The organism is Streptomyces sp. NPDC027189, from assembly GCF_055566975.1.
Genome location: NZ_JBVHRI010000021.1, coordinates 1 through 15,626, shown reverse-complemented (window position 1 = coordinate 15,626; position 15,626 = coordinate 1). Strand labels below are relative to the sequence as shown.

The 15,626-nt window shown below is 70.1% G+C and carries 17 protein-coding genes; 15 read left to right on the top strand and 2 right to left on the bottom strand.

Translation table 11 applies throughout. The features are described 5' to 3' along the window. Positions 1-164 precede the first annotated feature (164 nt). Together ACZ4RZ_RS36375 and ACZ4RZ_RS36370 are read left to right on the top strand one after the other, a co-directional pair. Positions 165-1,493, top strand: coding sequence for a DNA cytosine methyltransferase (locus ACZ4RZ_RS36375; RefSeq protein ID WP_467751177.1), 1,329 nt, complete (start codon positions 165-167; stop codon positions 1,491-1,493). 460 nt (positions 1,494-1,953) lie between these two features. Next, positions 1,954-2,916 carry a hypothetical protein gene (locus ACZ4RZ_RS36370; protein WP_467751175.1) on the top strand — a complete coding sequence of 321 codons (963 nt, stop codon included), beginning with the start codon at positions 1,954-1,956 and terminating at the stop codon, positions 2,914-2,916. Positions 2,917-2,925: 9 nt separating this feature from the next. Here ACZ4RZ_RS36370 and ACZ4RZ_RS36365 read toward each other — a convergent pair whose 3' ends face one another. Then, the gene (locus ACZ4RZ_RS36365; RefSeq protein ID WP_467751174.1) at positions 2,926-3,117 is read right to left on the bottom strand and encodes a hypothetical protein; all 192 of its coding nucleotides are present in this window, start codon (positions 3,115-3,117) and stop codon (positions 2,926-2,928) included. A gap of 433 nt (positions 3,118-3,550) precedes the next feature. Here ACZ4RZ_RS36365 and ACZ4RZ_RS36360 point away from each other — a divergent pair, with 433 nt between their 5' ends. From ACZ4RZ_RS36360 to ACZ4RZ_RS36350, 3 genes are all read left to right on the top strand, one after another. Continuing rightward, positions 3,551-3,913, top strand: a complete 363-nt coding sequence (locus ACZ4RZ_RS36360; RefSeq protein WP_467751173.1) for a hypothetical protein — start codon at positions 3,551-3,553, stop codon at positions 3,911-3,913. Between the two features lie 78 nt (positions 3,914-3,991). Next, positions 3,992-4,306, top strand: a complete 315-nt coding sequence (locus ACZ4RZ_RS36355; protein WP_467751171.1) for a hypothetical protein — start codon at positions 3,992-3,994, stop codon at positions 4,304-4,306. 257 nt (positions 4,307-4,563) lie between these two features. Then, the gene (locus ACZ4RZ_RS36350; RefSeq protein WP_467751170.1) at positions 4,564-5,184 is read left to right on the top strand and encodes a 2'-5' RNA ligase family protein; all 621 of its coding nucleotides are present in this window, start codon (positions 4,564-4,566) and stop codon (positions 5,182-5,184) included. A 34-nt stretch (positions 5,185-5,218) separates the two neighbouring features. Here ACZ4RZ_RS36350 and ACZ4RZ_RS36345 read toward each other — a convergent pair whose 3' ends face one another. Then, positions 5,219-6,187: an ATP-dependent DNA ligase gene (locus ACZ4RZ_RS36345; protein ID WP_467751168.1), complete on the bottom strand. Its 969-nt coding sequence runs from the start codon at positions 6,185-6,187 to the stop codon at positions 5,219-5,221. A gap of 119 nt (positions 6,188-6,306) precedes the next feature. On the opposite strand from ACZ4RZ_RS36345, the gene ACZ4RZ_RS36340 reads away from it, so the two are divergent. The 10 genes from ACZ4RZ_RS36340 to ACZ4RZ_RS36295 all read left to right on the top strand — a co-directional run bounded on the left by ACZ4RZ_RS36340 (position 6,307) and on the right by ACZ4RZ_RS36295 (position 15,535). After that, complete coding sequence (locus ACZ4RZ_RS36340; protein ID WP_467751167.1) at positions 6,307-6,777, top strand: hypothetical protein; 471 nt, start codon at positions 6,307-6,309, stop codon at positions 6,775-6,777. A 132-nt stretch (positions 6,778-6,909) separates the two neighbouring features. Then, positions 6,910-7,182 carry a hypothetical protein gene (locus ACZ4RZ_RS36335; protein ID WP_467751166.1) on the top strand — a complete coding sequence of 91 codons (273 nt, stop codon included), beginning with the start codon at positions 6,910-6,912 and terminating at the stop codon, positions 7,180-7,182. Between the two features lie 225 nt (positions 7,183-7,407). Beyond that, entirely contained in the window at positions 7,408-7,746 is a 339-nt protein-coding gene (locus ACZ4RZ_RS36330; RefSeq protein WP_467751165.1) for a hypothetical protein, read from the top strand. A gap of 97 nt (positions 7,747-7,843) precedes the next feature. Continuing rightward, positions 7,844-9,379 carry a DNA-methyltransferase gene (locus ACZ4RZ_RS36325; protein WP_467751164.1) on the top strand — a complete coding sequence of 512 codons (1,536 nt, stop codon included), beginning with the start codon at positions 7,844-7,846 and terminating at the stop codon, positions 9,377-9,379. 46 nt (positions 9,380-9,425) lie between these two features. Next, positions 9,426-10,493 carry a DNA polymerase III subunit beta family protein gene (locus tag ACZ4RZ_RS36320; protein ID WP_467751163.1) on the top strand — a complete coding sequence of 356 codons (1,068 nt, stop codon included), beginning with the start codon at positions 9,426-9,428 and terminating at the stop codon, positions 10,491-10,493. Between the two features lie 168 nt (positions 10,494-10,661). After that, positions 10,662-11,015 carry an HNH endonuclease gene (locus ACZ4RZ_RS36315; RefSeq protein WP_467751162.1) on the top strand — a complete coding sequence of 118 codons (354 nt, stop codon included), beginning with the start codon at positions 10,662-10,664 and terminating at the stop codon, positions 11,013-11,015. Continuing rightward, complete coding sequence (locus ACZ4RZ_RS36310) at positions 11,012-11,602, top strand: hypothetical protein (protein ID WP_467751161.1); 591 nt, start codon at positions 11,012-11,014, stop codon at positions 11,600-11,602. The genes ACZ4RZ_RS36315 and ACZ4RZ_RS36310 overlap by 4 nt, the downstream gene beginning before the upstream one ends. Positions 11,603-11,966: 364 nt before the next feature. Then, positions 11,967-12,596, top strand: coding sequence for a hypothetical protein (locus tag ACZ4RZ_RS36305; RefSeq protein WP_467751160.1), 630 nt, complete (start codon positions 11,967-11,969; stop codon positions 12,594-12,596). Between the two features lie 359 nt (positions 12,597-12,955). Next, positions 12,956-13,453, top strand: coding sequence for a hypothetical protein (locus ACZ4RZ_RS36300; protein WP_467751159.1), 498 nt, complete (start codon positions 12,956-12,958; stop codon positions 13,451-13,453). A 285-nt stretch (positions 13,454-13,738) separates the two neighbouring features. Beyond that, on the top strand, positions 13,739-15,535 hold the full coding sequence (locus tag ACZ4RZ_RS36295; protein ID WP_467751158.1) for a hypothetical protein: 1,797 nt from the start codon (positions 13,739-13,741) through the stop codon (positions 15,533-15,535). The last annotated feature ends 91 nt before the right edge of the window (positions 15,536-15,626 follow it).

Here is a 15,626-nt window from a genome sequence, read left to right as displayed (position 1 = left end):
CTGGCCCCGACCACGCCGGGCGCACCGCTCCCTCATCGGAGTGCAGCCGTGCGAGTTCATCAGGGTTTTTCCCTGTTCCCGTGGCGCGTGAGTCTCATTGCTGTATTGTGTTGGGCGTTGGTGGAGAGCAGCCACCAACGAAGCCCGAACGAAGGACACCGCAGATGAGGGACCTGCCCGCCAAGGTCAAGACCGCAATCCACGTCGCCACGCTCGCCCGCAAGGCCGGTCTGCCCATCCCCGCCAAGGTCCTCCCGATCCTCGAAGAGGCCGCCGCACCCTGGCCCGCCGAGTGGCTGCTCGCCCCGCTCCCCGGCGACCCGATCCGCGTCGTCGAGCTGTTCGCGGGCCCCGGCGGCTGGTCCGAGGGCATCGCCGCCGTCCTCGGCGTCAAGGTCGACGCCGTCGGCGTGGACATCTCCGAAGACGCCTGCGCCACCGCCCGCGCCGCCGGACACCGCCGCATCTGCGCCGACATCACCACCCTGGACGCCGAGCACATCGCGCTGCGCCACACCGTCGCCGTCATCATCAGCCCCCCGTGCCCGACCTTCTCCCCCGCGGGCAAGCTCTCCGGCCTGGAGCAGGGCAACATCCAGATCCTGTGCGACGCCATCGCCTACGTCGGCGAGGCCGCCGGGTTCATCCCCATGGAGTGGCACCACAACGACTACGACGACGAATGTGGTTGCGACCCGGACGACCCCGACGGCAAGGGATGCCACGGCGACGGCTTCGCCCCTCGCTCCGGCGCCACCTGGGACGAGGTCCGCGAGATGGCCGCCGACGTCACCGACCCGCGCATCGCCCTCATGCTCGAGGTCGTCATCTGGCCGCTCGCCCTGCAGGCCGCCGGTGCGCCGATCCGCTGGATGGCCATGGAGCAGTCCAGCAACCTGCCCGAGGAGATCCTCGACGACCTGTCGTGCGAGTTCTCCTCCGCCGAGTGGTTCTACACCAGCCGCGAGATCATGGAGGCCGCCGACTACGGCCTGCCCTCCCGCCGCAAGCGCGTCTACATGATCGCCTCCCGCACCTACTCGCCCACCGTCACACGCCGCATCCGTCCTCTCCCCGCGACGACCATGGCGCAGGCCCTCGGCTGGCAGCCCGGCGAGCGCGTCAACACCCGCGGGACAAGGCCTGTCGACCCGAAGACCGGCCGCGCCAAGGGCGGGAATTGCTTCTCCGCCGACGGCCCGTCCTGGTGCCTCACCGGCAAGTCCCGCACCTGGAAGCGCGAGAGCGACGGGTACCGACTCACCGAGGCGGAGGCCGGTCTCCTCGTCGGGTTCCGCCGCTCCTACCCGTGGCAGGGCAGCCGTACGAGCGCCTTCCAACAGGCCGCCGACGTCGTCTCCCCGATCATGGCCGCCATCGTCCTCAGCGGCGTCATGGGCGGTCTCGGCGAGGCCCTGGTGCGTGACTACCTAGCCCAGCTCTACGACATGGACGACATGCTCACCCAGGACGACTACGAGCTGATCACCTAGCCCCCGGTAGGCCCGGCCCCCGCCCTCCCCGGCGGGGGCCGGGCGTTGTCGTTGGCTCGAACTACGCCTCGAGCCACTGAGCACGCCCGCCCCCGAGTCGTCCTCCGCTGTGGAGGGCGACTCGGGGGCACTGCCGCGCCCGGCGGGCTGCTGGGCGCGGCATCTCCCCCAAGTGCTCAGGTCAGCATGAAGGCCCGGACAGGTGGAGCAGCTGGAGCAGGCCGCGGACCAGCCCTCCGGCCAGCGTGGCGGAAGCGGCGTAGAACGTTGCGCGCCCGAGGCCCTGGGCAACACGACGCTTGGCGCGTTGCCGCTTCGGGACAGGGCGGTGCGTACGGTGGGACATGACAGTCTCCGTTCAGGGGATGAGTCGGCTGCCCCCGCACCGCGTGTTCCTGGCAGGGATACGGTGCGGGGCGCAGTTTCTGCTGCTCCAAGCCTTATGGCTTACGTCTGCTGAATGCAGCTCCCGGGGCTCGAATCTCGATGTAAGTTCGGCGCCATGAACGGGAATCGGGCCACCACGTGGGTCGAGGGAACTTCGGCCGATCTGGTCGCTGACGCGCTCGCTCTGGGAGTGAAGGCCAGTCCCAGGATGGTGACCGCCTGGGTCGAGGACGGACTGCTCGCCAACCCTGAACCGCGCAAGACCAGCTCGCACGGCAGCGATCCGCGGGGCTTTCCCCCCGAGCAACGCGAGTTGTTCACCAGGCTTCTGAAAGCTCGAGAGCGCTCCCCGCTGGGGCGTATTCCGCAGCGGTCGCTAGTCCGCGTCGTGCTGTACCTGTGGCTGATCGACGACACGGTGGTGCTCACCCCGCAGGCGCGCCGGGCCTGGCGTACTCACGCGCGCGCCACCGGCCAGACGACCGCCGTCCGGCGAAGCGAGAATGTGCGCGCCATCGTCGAGCAACTCGCCCACCCTGCAGCCAGCTTCAAGCAACGGCGCGCTGCTCAGCTTGTCATCGAGGAAGGCGAGCGGACCGGGCAGATCGACGTGGACAGACTGACGTCCGTCCTCACAGAGTTGTCCTCGCCCTGGCCAGCCCAGCCCGGCGTGCCGAGGATCGAACGGGCCCTTCCGGGCCCGTACGGGCCCATCACCGTCCAGCACCACATCGCAATGTGGAAGGCCAAACAGCAGACGATCCGCCGTCTTCGGCACGAGGAGATCAACGAACCCGAACTCGACCGGGTGCGTGCCGCCTATCGGCCGATGTGGGCTGACTACGAGGCCCAACGGTCCGCCGTAGCGGCTGGCGGCGCCGAAGAGTTCGCGTCGTACTTCGCTGAACCTGCCACCCTGGAGGGCCACGCCATCGAGGCGGTCGATGCCTTCGTGTCCACACTCGCCGGCGAACTCGGGCTGATCGAGGCCGCGTCCCATGCCGCAGAGACCGCCCGCCTCAAACTGGCGCGCTGACGGCCCCGACTACACCCGACGCGGCATCTCCCCCTGGCGCCGCTCGTCGGCCGCCCTGGACGGTGCTGAGCCGCTCCCGCGTCCCTTCCGCAACCCGGGCTGTGGCCACTGGTACGTGCGGATCGTGACCATCGTGTCGCCGCGCAGGTCCACCTCGACCTGGTAGCGCACGCTGCCGTCCGCCCAGTTCTGCCGCGCCATGACCCGCGCGTACCTCCAAGCCCCGCCTGACCACACCTTCAGCGACGGGCGATCGCCGTTTGGCCACGTCCACACCTCGGGTCTCGGCCCATCCTCCGGACGCCACGGGCGGGCCTGCTCCGGCTCCGGAATCGTGTTCATGCCTCGACTGTATGCGCGGCGCCCTCGAGCAGGAACAGCAGGCCAGGGGCGGTGAGGGCATGAAAACGCACGGCCTCTGCAGGGGAATCGAACCCCTCGTGGCACCGGAGGCGGTTGATCGTGACGGCCTCTTGGCCCGCCCCGCCTTGCTCCAGTTGATGCGCAGCGCCGTGCGTGATCACACCCTGGCCGGCCGAGGCCGGTTCGGGCGGGCCGATTCCGCAGCGCGCGACGCAAGGGCCTCGCGGCCTCCACGATCCGTGGCCTCATCCCACCGTGTGGAAGGCCCGCCGTGAAGACTCAGTTCCCGCACACCGACGACCGCCGATCCCGCCTGATCATTGCCCTCGCCGTCGGTGCCCTCGTGTTCGCCCTGGTCGTGCTGGTCGCTCTCCTGGTCGCCGACACCGACCCCGACAGCACGTCCCGCCGCTGCCCGGGGCAAGTCGTCGGCACCGTCGACCCCGTGGCGTGCCTGCCGTATGTCGGATCCGGCGGCGCGGCCGCGGGGAGCAGCCACCCCGGGAGCACCACCCGGCGGCCCGCCCAGCAGCCGCGGCAGAAGGCGCCCGCCGCCAAGGTCCCGGTCGCGCCGAAGGCCCCCGTCGTGCCGAAGGCTCCGGTAGCGCCGCCCCGCGTATCGCTACGGAAGTGACGGTCATCGAGTAGGACGCGACACAAGCCGCGCGCGTCGGAGATCTTCCACGCCCAACTCCCGTACGGAAGGACTCCGATGCGACTCTCCCCGTCCACGAGACGCACCCTGGCGACGATCGCCGCGTTCTTGATGCTCCTGGCTGGCCTCCTGCTCGCCGTGTCCAAGGTCGGTGACGACTCCTCCGGCGGCACGACCCCGACGCCGTCCAGCTCGCCGTCGACGCCGGCATCGACCGCGCCCGCCGACCCGCCGCCCGGCAGCAGTACCCCGCCCACGAGCGCACCGACGACGTCTGGGCCGATGCCGAGCCCGACCGGCACGGCCTGCAACATCTTCGATCCCGAGTGCCCCGGCACCTCGGGCGGTGCTTCGGCCGGTACCGAGTCCTAGCTCCATCCCGCACACGCCGCGCCCCGGATGGCATTCCGCTGCCCGGGGCGCGGCCGTTAGGCCTCGTTGAAAGTGCTCGTCACACCGCCGGAGCCTAGGCCGCCCGCTGCTCGGATCCTCACTCCGCCCCTAACTGCGACGACTCCTGATCTACAGTCGACGGGTCAACGTCCCGAGGGGCCGGGGGAATTGTGGAGAATTTCTTTGAGCGGGTCGAGCAGGCGTGGCCAGTGGGACGCCGTGATCTTCACTGGCACGTGCTGCCTGCCCCGGCCACCGAGGCCGTGACGCTCGGTAGGCCGTATGTCGCCCTGACCCTGACCCGCGGGCTCCATCGGGTCATACCCGAGTGGATGCACTGCACCGTTCTGCACGCCATCGGTGCCGACATCGACAACGACCCGGCCGTCAGCGCCGGAATCGAGCTTCTTGTCGACGACGTCGCGCGACGAGTCGCCAACGTAGAACCGTTCACGATCACCTTCGGCCGACCGGTCATCGCCCGGTCCGCGATCGAGGCGCCCGGCTCGCCGAATCGCCCGCATCGCACCCTCGTCGAGCACGTCATGGCGGCCCACCGCGCCATGTGGGGCGACGCACATCAGCTGTCCCCCAGCAAGTCCCCGCACATCTCCCTCGCGTACGGCGGCGAGGGCGCTGACGGCATCGACCCGGACCAGCTCGACTCCCAGCTCGACTCCCAGCTCGCCGCCATCGAGGGCGCCGATCCGGTGGACGTGTACGTGGACCGCCTGTACCTGGTCGCCCAGCGGCACGACGGCGCCCAGATCACCTGGCAGCCGCTCGCCGAAGTCCTGCTGAAGGGCGTCGACGACGAGGCCTTCCTCGACAGCATCATGGCCGAGTTGGGCGGCTGACGGGCCACACGATGACATGCTCCCGCGCCCGCGGCTACTTCGCTCGGGTCACAGTCACGACCGCGTGCCTGGTCGTACCTGACAAGACCTCCACCACCGCGTCCACCGCGACCGCGACGTACGGCTCGCCCCTGCCGGTCCGCGCCCGTCGCCCTGGTCCCGCGGCTGTGAGGAGCGGCGCCACCTGCGCGGCCAGCGGAGCCTTCAGGGACTGCGACAGCGCGATACCCCCATCCGGGAGTCGGACGGCTAGGTGCCGCGGCCGCGCGGCTGGCCCGGTGTAGCCGACAATCACCGCGTCCACCGTCTCCGCGTGCCGGAACTTACGCCACTGGCGAGAGCCGCCCTTGTAGGTGGACGATCCGACCTTGATCATCAGGCCTTCCACGCCCTGAGCCTGCAGCGCCTCGTACCAGACCCGGGCCAGGGCGACGTCCGTCGTCATCGGTACCGCCTGGATCGGCGGGCCCATGCCGTACTCCTCCAGCAGATGCTCGAGGAGTGCCCTCCTGCGCACGTACGACCAGCCTCGGGTGTCCCCGTGCTCGGGGTGTCGTAGGACATCGAAAACGGCGTAGTGAGCTGGGTGCCGATCGGCGAGCAACCGGGCCCGTGACGGGGTCGAGTTCGCCCTCGACTGTGCCGCGCTGAAGTTGATCCTGCCGCTCACGTAGACGACGGCCTCGCCGTCGAGGACGACTCCGGCGGGGAGTTGCATGCCCGCGAGTGCTAGATCCATCCAGACTGCGGTGACGTCCCTGCCTGACCGGCTCTGGAGGCGCACAGTCTCCTCGGTGCGCCACAGCACGAGTCGGTGGCCGTCGAGTTTGGGCTCGTAGTGAAGATCCTTGCCGACCGGGAGGGTCTGCACGGCTTCGGCGAGAGCGACAGAGAGAGGCCAGTCCACATACCTGAGCCTGCGGCCGGCCCGCGTGGTGCGCCTGGTGAGGTACTCCGTCCGCTCCGCGACGATCCACTCACCGCTGTGCCCCGGCGTGGCCACCCGACAATTCCGCGAGCGGACGCAAGGGTTCCGCGGGCGGCAGGGTGCACCTCCTTGCCCGCGTCGTGCTCCGCGGCCGCCATCCGACGGCCCCGCGACCTGGGCAGATGGGAGGCAGCGTGCAACCACACGTCACCCAGGCACTCGATAGCTGGTACGGCGCGTGGGAACTCCACCAGGAGACGGCTCAGGAAGCTTTCACCGCGGCGTTCCCCGCACTCAACCCCGCCGACCGGTGCCAGTGCTTCGGGCCCACCCTGCGTTGGGTAACGCCCGGCGAGGGCAGGGGGAAGGTCTGCTTGGACGACCACGGGCGTGCCACGATCGAGTTCGAGAACGTCCCGAAGGCCGCGGTGGGCACAGCCATGACGGAGTGCTGGGGCGCCGACTGGTTCGACGAGGGGCCCGGCGGCTTCGCCGAGGCGGAGCCCGGCCAGTACCACTACGCGGACGAACAGACCTACGCGGAGTACGAGTTCGACGTGAACGCGGACGGCACCGTCACGTTCGGGATCTCCTACGTGAAGGTCGACGACATCGTGACGATGCTCGACGCCCTCGAGCGGGCGCTCGCCGCCCAGCGGGCCTGACCCCGTGAGGTGAGGTGACGCGGTTCCCAGGCCCGTTCCGCGTCACCTGACCTGGGCGGCGCGGGTATGCGCGCTACTCCTGGGCAGATCATCGCTACTCTGCCCGCAGCGCAATCGTCATGAGGGGGCGACATGGGGAAACTGTCGGAGCAGGAGCTCGACGCCATCGTGCAAGCCGTCGCAGCAAGCGTGTACGGACAAGCAGTCGAGAAATTCTCCGTGAGGGGCTTCACGGTTGAAGCAACGTACCGAACCCGTTCCAGGAAAGGGACTTGGGTCGCAGACTTCATCTTCAACGAGGAGACGGGCCACTACAGGTATTCGTGCCCCTACCGGAGCGCAGGATCTCCCTGGACGTTCGGCGACGAGATCGGGCGGAGAATCCGAGAAGCAGTAGCCGACTGACCGGCGAACCTGGGTCGGTTGTCGGCACCGCCCCGGCGCCAACTCCACATGTCGGGTGGCAGCAGCTACACGAGCGCAGGGCCTACTTCGGCGTCGTCGTACGCCGCTCCCTCGCCGGTCTGTGAGGTGAGGTGACGCGGCCAGAGCTGCGGATTCACGTCACCTCACCTCGGCGAGCACGGTAGCCCACGACGCAAGCCGCGGCCGTCCCTACGGTCCGCGGCCATGCTCCCGACCGCCGCAGCGCCTCGCACCCGGATCGCCGCTCTCGCCGGCCGCGCCCGGAACATCGTCGACAGCGGCCTGTGCACCCGCACTTCGGCCGTCCCTGACTGGCTCGCCCGCCTCGACCGGCTCGAGCACCTGACCGCGGCCGCGGCCGCCGACCGGCGCGCCACCCTCGCGATCCTGGCCGACGACGTCGTGGTCGACCTCCTGGTCCTGTCGTACCTGCGACACGGCACCCCCTTCGCCCTGTGGGCCGACACCGTCGCCGGATTCGCCGAGGACGTCCTCGGCATCACCACCTGGGCGCAGCTCCACACACGGCTGGACGCGACGTAAGCCTCCCCGACGGCTCATGGTCCCGGCTCGCTCCCGCCGTCTCCTCGCGGCCGCCACCCCCGGGCCGGCCCGACGCGCGGGACGGGACGGAGACCCCGTGGCGGCAACGAGCCTCGCCCCCGCAGGGCAGGAAGCCCTGATACCCGTGGAGGAGCTGACCGGGCCTGAGCCGGTCGTGCACTGCGCCGACGCCCTCGCGCATCTTCGGACCCTCCCCGATGCGTCCGTGGACGCGGTCGTGACCGATCCGCCGTACGAGCTGGGGTTCCTCGGGAAGGCGTGGGACGCCTCCGGCATCGCCTACAGCGTGGAGCTGTGGGCGGAGTGCCTGCGCGTCCTCAAGCCGGGCGGGCACCTGGCCGCGTTCGGCGCGACCCGCACCTACCACCGCATGGCCGTGGCCGTGGAGGACGCCGGTTTCGAGATCCGCGATTCCCTGCACTGGCTGTACGGCACCGGATTCCCGAAAGGTCAGGACGTCGGCAAGCTGATCGACCGGCGCCGCGACGATCACCCCGCCCGGCGCCGCTTCACCGCCGAGTTCGCCGCGCTCCGCGACCGGTGCGGGTGGACGAACCCGCAGATCGACGCCCTGTTCGGCTTCAACGGCATGGCGCAGCACTGGACGGCGCAGCGCCAGTCCGCCGCGGTGCCGACCGTCGCGCAGTGGCGGCGGTTGAAGGCGGAGATGGGCTTCGAGGCCCCGGCCGTGCTCGAGGACCTGGTGCACGAGCTGAACGGGCGGAAGAACACCCCGGGGGAGGCGTGGGAGGACCGGGAGGTCATCGGCAAGGGCCACCGGGCGCGCGCCGGGTCGGGGGTGTTCCCGCAGCTCCAGTCCGACACCTTCGACGTCACGGCCCCGGCGACCCCGGAGGCCGCGCGCTGGGACGGCTGGAACACCGCCCTCAAGCCCGGCCATGAGCCGATCGTGCTGGCCCGCAAGCCGCTCGATGGCACGGTCGCCTCCAACGTCCTGGCGTACGGCACCGGCGCGATGAACACCGCGGCGTGCAGGACCCCGCCCGGTGACCCGGAGGGGCGTTGGCCGACCAACGTGCTGCTGTCGCACGCGTGGGCCGTCGACGCGGACGGCTGGATCGTCGACGGCTGCGCGGACGGTTGCACCGAGGGGTGCCCGGTCGCCGAGCTCGACGGCCAGTCGGGGGAGCTCACCTCCGGCGCGAACCCGCGGCGCCGCGGGTCGGACAAGTTCCGCGACGTGTACGGCGACTTCAAGGGCCAGACCGCCTGCAGGCCGATACGGGGCGCGGACTCGGGCGGCGCCTCCCGCTTCTACCCGGTGTTCCGCTACCAGGCCAAGGCCCCTACGAGCGAGCGGCCGCGCCTGCCGGACGGCACCGTGCACCCCACGGTGAAGCCCGTCGCGCTGATGCGGTGGCTGGTCCGGCTGCTCACGCCGCCCGGCGGGCTCGTCCTGGACCCGTTCGCCGGTACTGGCACCACGTTGGAGGCCGCCCGCCTGGAGGGCTTCGACTCCATGGGCGTGGAGGCCAAGGCCGAGTACGCGACGCTGTGCCATCTGCGGCTGCGCCGCGAAGCGCTCGGAGTGCCGTCGGCCCGCAGGCGCCCGCCTGCAGCTGTCGCGAGATCCGCTCAGGAGCCCGGTTGACCCTCGACCTTGTTTAGGGACCAGAGTGCTGGGTGTGGAGAACGACATGCGCAGCATTGGCGATATGGCCCGCGACAGCGGTCTGGGCGTGAGCGCCCTGCGGTTCTACGACCGTGCCGGCGTGCTGGTCCCGGCCTGGGTGGATCCAGTGAGCGGTTACCGCTGGTACGAACCCGAGCAGCTCGAAGACGCCCGGGTGCTGGCCCGCTTGCGCCGGGCCGGGATGCCGCTGGCGGATATCCGGCTGGTGCTGGCCGGCTGGTCCGGCACGGACACCGATCTGGTCCGCAAGCTTCTCAAGGCGCACCTGTGCCGTCTCGAACACGGGCTGTCCGATGCCCGTAGCGAGTTCTCCGCGCTCCGAGCTCTACTCGATCACAGGGAGAATGTCATGACCTCGCTCCGCATCGCCACCGTACGGCTGTCCATCAGCGCACCCGAGCTGGCAGCCGCGCTGGACGCAGTCCGTTTTGCGGCGAGCACCGACCCGGAGCTGCCGATGCTCGGCGGGGTCCTGTTCGACATCGAGGGCGGGAGCCTCCACCTCGTGGCCACCGACCGATACCGAATGGCCGTCGCGCACGCCGGTATCGCTGGGCACGAGGGGAGCCGGGTGCAGGTCATCGTGCCCACCCCGCTCGCCGACTCGATGCGGGCGCTGTTGGACAGCGAGGGACCTGTGCGGCTCTCCGTCGACGGTGACCGCGTGACACTGGAGGCCGGGGACAGGCAAGCGGCCGGCCGCTGCCTCGACCACGACTTCCCCGATTACCGTCGTCTCCTCCCCCAGGCCGCAGGGCGCCGCACCGTCGTCGAGGTGGCGGCCTTCCGGAAGGCCCTGGAGACCGGCCCTGTCCGTTCCGAAGAGGCCGGAGCGCCCGACCTCAGCGTGCTCAGGGTGGAGGACGGCGGCACGGTGGCCCTCTGCACCGACGGCGACGAAGACCCGAACCGCGTCGCCGTCAACCGTGCATTCCTGCTGGACGCGCTGGCCGCCGGGGCACGAGACCGACTGATTCTGGAGCTCGGCACGCCCACAGTGCCGATCGTGATCCGCCGACCCGACGACGAGGGCGCCTTCTCGCTCCTGATGCCGGTCCGCCTAGAGGACTGACAGTCGTTCACCCTGATCTCCGCCCAGACCAAGCGGACGGAGCGGTCAGGGCCAGCCCGCGACACAAGCCGCGGCCGCCATCCAATCTCCTCGCCTCGCCCCGGGCGCGATCACCTGGACTGCGCTCCCCGCCGTCCGGCGCCCGGGGCAGGCGAGGAGACCACTGCTGTGGCACGACGACGGACCGGCCCCACCGACGTGGTGAAGGCGATCGTCTACGACCGGGACGGCGGCGCCTGCGTGCGCTGCGGGACGCGGCAGGCCCTGACCATCCACCACCGCGTGAACCGCGGGATGGGCGGCGCCCGCGAGGAGTACATCAACCAGGCCCACAACCTGCTGCTGGTCTGCACCGTGTGCAACTCCTGGTTCGAGGACCATCCGCGGGAGTCGTACGAGGCCGGTTGGAAGGTCCGCCGGCCGGAGCTGCCCGACGAGGTCCTGGTGCGCTACCCCGACGGCCGCGAGTACCGGCTCACCCCCGACGGTGTTCGCGCCACGACCGTGGCGGCTGCCCGATGAGGCGCCTCGACCGGTTCTGGCGACGGCAGTGCCCCACGTGGGCCCACTCCTCGGTCGGTCTGCGCTGCCAGCGGCGCGCCGGGCACGACGAGCCGCACGGTGCGTCGTACTGCGAGCGCTCGACCATGCACCACTCCTGGGCGGACGGCGCCGACTTCTTCGAGTACCGGTGGCTGCCCGGCACGATCCACTACCGGCCGACCCTGACTCGCTCCCGCGCGTTCCGCGTCGGCGAGTGGACCGTGTCCGTGCTGCTCGCCCTTCTGCTGTGGTGGGCGGTGTCCCTGGTCACGGCCATCGTGTTCCTCGTCGGTGAGCTGTGGCTGTCCGTCCGGCGGCCGCACTTCGTCGATGTCGGCCGGTTCACCTCAGGCGTGTTCTTCGTCAGCCGAAAGAACTCCCCGCCGTCCTTCGCGGTCGGCTTCACCCGGTACGGGCCGGAGGCCGACGCCAGGCGGAGCGGCCTGCAGGTCATCATCGGGCGCCGCTCGCTGATGGTGTACGCCCTGCTCCCGCGCGACGAGTGGGCCGACTACAAGCAGCGGAACGCCGAACGTGAGGCCCGACGGAAGGACAGCGCCCGGTGAGCCCTCGGATCACGATGCAGACCCGCGTGCGGCGGCCGCGCGGGCTGCGCCTTGGCCTGGTGCTGCTGTGGGCTGTGCGCATACCGAACGGCCCGAACCTCGGCGTAGGGCGGATCGCGGTCACGGACACCCCCCGCGACCCAGCCCCCGGCCAGACGCTGGCACGAGACGGGCAAGGGCGCGTCCTAATCGTGGGCGGCGTGGCGTTCGCGGCGCTCCGGTGCAGGTCAGTGCCGGTGCGTCGCGCCCCACTCTGACACGGGAGTCTCGTTGCTGTACTCTTTCGGGCTGTGCGCAGGCGTGGGGGTACCCCAGTCGGCGCGAGGTGCAGAAGCGCCACAGCTTGAGATGGGAATCGCCAGCCATGCCCACCGCCGGAATCACCTACTCGAAGAAGAAGATCGAACGGACCGACTTCAAGGCCCTGCGTGAGCGCGAGGAAGGGGCCGTGAACGCGGAGCTGGGCCGGATCGCCCGCCCTGACGACCGGATTGAGCGTGCGGCCGACATCATCCGCCAGGCGGACGCCGAGATCGCCCTGCATCTCGAAGACCGCGACAAGGCCGTGGCCGCCCTGTGGTTCTACGAGCGCGTGAAGGGCCTCGCCACGACGATCGGCGTCGCCCCCACCGCGTACCGGGAGATCCTGAGCAAGGCGCTGTACGGCAGGAACTGGAAGCGCACCGAGAGCGGGCACGTCGAGTTGGAGCCGGTTCCCGCCCACATGCCGACCCCGGAGCTTGCCAAGCTCGCCGAGGAGGCTGGTGTGCCGCGCGCTGAGAACGCGTCCGAGGAGCTGCCGCGACTGGCCCGGGTCGTGGCCGCGGCGCGCGCCCGCCGCGGTGCCGCGGTGGTCTTCATGCGGGAGGCAGCCCTCGCCCTGTCCGAGGAGCCCTACGGCTGGGACGGCGAGAAGATCGCCAAGCACGCCGGCGTGGCCAAAAAGCTGATCTGGCAGCAGCAGCGGACGGCCCGCCTGGCACGCGAAAGCTGACTGCCCTCCTTCGTTCCAGCGGCCGGTCCCGAGCACCTTCGGGGCCGGTCTTCCCTTTGCACCGCAGGTCAGACCGGAGCCTGAAAATCAGGCGCCGGTCACCGGGGCCTGAAAATCCGGCTTCCGGTGTAGGGGCCGCCGGGAGACCGGGTGCCGGTGGATCAGGCGCCTTTAGTAACAAGATCAAGCACCACAATGAAGTAAGAGTTCCGATGCCTTCGCTTCGCTCAGGCATCGGCGCGCATCGACCTCCGAAGGCCCTCGAACCAACCACCGGACACCGCTGCGACAGGGCAGCAGGGGGAGGGGTGTCACAGATTTCGGCTGTTGGCGTTCCCTCAGACATGACGATGCGATCCATGCCCACGCGCACGATGCTTCCGCCGAACCTGACCCGGCACTTCTATGAGACCCGCCGGGTGTTCCTCCGGAGCGCCGGCCAGGAGTCCACCCCGTGGTTCCAGCTCTCCCCGATGGAGCGCGCCGTGGTCGAGTCGGAGATGGAGATCTTCCGCCAGGCGATACGGAGCGCCGAGGAGGAGCAGGACCTGATCGCCAGCCTCGATGCGACCCGCGCCGCCGCGGCCACCGACGAGTCCGTCGAGGAGCCGGAGCCAGCCGCAACCGTCGACGAGGAAGCTCGGGAGGATTGTTGCCTGGAGTGCGCGGCCGTCGCCGCGGTCCTGACCCTCATTGGGGAACTGGGCGGGAAGCTCGACGGCACAGCGCCGGGCGTACCGGTCACCTTCGACACCCTCCCGATCAGCGTCGAGCGCTTGCTGGTGATGACCTCCCCCTCCGACGACATCCGCGCCGAGTTCTGGCGCAGGAAGCCCCCGACCGCTGACAAGACGTAACGGAATTCGGCGCGCGACGTACTACAGAGTGCGGCTGGCCCTCTGACCCCGACACCCCCTCGGGGAAAGCACTCCGGCCGCGCCCCCTCGGCCGGGGCGAAGACCCTGCTCCACCTCCCCGGTGCAGTGCCCTCGCCCCGGCAACAGACATCCGGCACAAGTCCCCCTGGCGGGGTGGCTTCGTTCTCGAGATCGTGCCGGAACCGCGCGGCCTGGTCGGCGGTCTGGGCATGGGCCCCGGCCAGGCCGCGACACTAGATCCCTGCGGGCGGCACCTTCCCCGCCATGTCCCGCACGCAGCTCTCGCCCCCTGCACGCTCCCGCGTCGTCCCACCGGCCCGGGACCTGCGGAACGGGCGTCAGCCCGGCGTCGTATCCCGCGACGCCACCAACATCGCCGACATCCTGCTCCGCGCCCCCGCGGACGCCCGCCGCCACGCCTTCAAGCACGACATCACCGCCCGCGAACGACCGCATGTCATGCGAGAAGTCGAGCGGGCCACCGGCTCGATGTACGGGCTCTGGTACGACACCCCCAGCGGCTTCATCGAGGACGTACTGGGGGAGAGCATCTGGAGCCGTCAGCGCGAGATCGTCGACGCCGTCCCCTTCAAGAAGCGCATCGCTGTCCCGGCCGGCTTCGGCGTCGGCAAGACGTGGATCGCCGGGCGCCTGGTCGCGTGGGCCGGAGCCGTCAACGCCCCCGGGACCATGGTCATCGTCACCACGGCGACGCGATTCCGGCAGGTCCGCAACCAGCTCTGGCCGCACATCAGGAAGACCGTCGCCCGCGCGGGCCTGCCCGGCTACTGCGACACCACCCAGTGGAAAATCCCTGACCAGTGGGGCAATGACGTCATCGTTGCGTACGGCTTCACCGCGCCCGAGAACGACGAAGCCGCGATGCAGGGCATCCACGGCACGCCCAAGCTGCTCATTGTTGTCGATGAGGCCGGCGGTATCGCCCGCACGATCGGCAATGGCACCAACAACCTCCTCACCGGTGACGCGAGGATGTTGGCGATCGGCAACCCCGCGATGGATGATCCGCGGTCCTGGTTCGAGACGCTGTGCGAGGAGGGCGAGGACCCCGAGGAACCGTCCACGGTCACCATCCCCATCGCGACCTTCGACTCCCCGGCCATCACCAAGGAACGCGTCCCGTACTGCAACGACTGCCCCGACGGCGTCCCCCCGCACTCCCTCGCCATCCACCTCCCAGACCAGGACTGGGTGGACCGCACCATCAGGGAGTACGGCGAAGATCACCCATACGTCATCGCCAAGGTCCACGCCAAGTTCCCCAAGGGCGGAGGCGGCCTCGCGATACCCGTGACCTGGGTCGAGGACGCCCAGAACAACGACGACCCGACTGGCCCCGGCTGGCACCGACTCTGTGACCTCGGCCTGGAAGGGGAGACCGCCAAGCACACCGTGAAGCAAGGCGCCTGGATCAGGCTCGGCGTCGACGTCGCCGCCGACGGAGGCGACGAATTCACGATCTACAGGGCGGTCGGAGACGCGATCGAGATGCGGCACGCCAGCTCCGGCACCGCCAACGACAACCAGGTGAAGGTCGCGGAGAAGATCCTCGAGGAGATCCGCGCAGCGCAGCGCCTCGCGGCTGCCCTGAACTCCCCGCACCCCGTCCGCGTGAAGATCGATAAAAACGGTATCGGCCACGGCGCCACCAGCATGCTGGAGGTCTGGGCGGAGAACGGCACCCACCAGGCGCAGATCGTGGGCGTCATGGTGTCCGAGTCCCCCAGCCAGGACGACCCGGGCGCCGTCATGCGCCCGTACCGCAAAAGGGATGAGATGTGGCTCGCCACCAGGGCGCTCCTCCAGCCGGACCCGTCGACCGGCACCGGCCGGCTGCGCCTCCGTGTCGACCGGCAGGCCGGTATCCAGCTCTCCACCCCGAAGCTCGGGTCGAACACCGCCGGGTACAGCATCATCGAGTCGAAGAAGACCATGAAGGCCCGCGGCATGAAGAGTCCCGACCGAGCCGAGGCCGCCCTGCTGGCCGTGTACGAGCCCGAGCCGCTGAACCAGCCGCGTCGCCGCGGCCTCCTCAACTAGTGCCGCATCAGGCAACGTTTGCCCTGTCCACGAGGGCGCATAGGCGCCGGTCATCGGCGTGGCGGTTTCGCCAGATGATGTAGCGGCGGAT